This window comes from Corallococcus llansteffanensis, assembly GCF_003612055.1.
In the GTDB taxonomy this organism is placed as follows: Bacteria; Myxococcota; Myxococcia; order Myxococcales; family Myxococcaceae; genus Corallococcus; species Corallococcus llansteffanensis.
The window spans coordinates 1-523 of record NZ_RAWB01001158.1 but is presented as its reverse complement, the minus strand read 5'-3'; the positions used below and the strand labels follow the sequence as shown (position 1 = coordinate 523).

1 protein-coding gene is annotated in these 523 nt (G+C 75.0%); it reads left to right on the top strand.

Annotation, left to right across the window (positions count from 1 at the left end; all coding sequences use genetic code 11):
• The coding region (locus tag D7V93_RS43905; RefSeq protein WP_120648745.1) for a DUF2293 domain-containing protein at window positions 1-523 on the top strand (523 nt) is incomplete at both ends.

The window sequence follows — 523 nt, the reverse complement described above, 5'->3', positions numbered from 1 at the left end:
CCGCCGGCCCCACCTGGACCGTGGTGGAGAAGGTGGGCCGCAAGCTCTTCTCCCGCGGCGTCTGGGCCCCGGAGGCCCACATCGTCCACGCCCGCGCCGTGCTCGACTCGGAGCGCGCCACCCCCGCCTACGCGAAGAAGCTGGCCCAGGGCCGCGAGCGCCGCGCCCGCGAGCAGGAGGAGTACGAGGTCGACTTCGCCAACGCCGTGCTGCGCTTCCTCGCCTTCAGTCCGGCCTGGCTGCCTCACGCCAAGCGCATGGCCGTCCTCGTCGCCGGCCACGCCACGCCCGTGGGCAGCGGCACCGTGGCCCGCACGGAGCGCATCCCCATCGAACGGCGCGCCGAGGCCGCCGTCATCGCCTGGATGCGACACCAGACCACCGGCTACGACGACATGCGCATCCAGCGCGTGAAGGGCGCCCGCCGCGAGGTGCGCCGCGAACTGGCGGATGTCTCCCGCGCCATCCTCGACCTGCACCGCCGCGACGCCCCCCACGCCCCGCCCGCGTGTCCGCTCTGCAC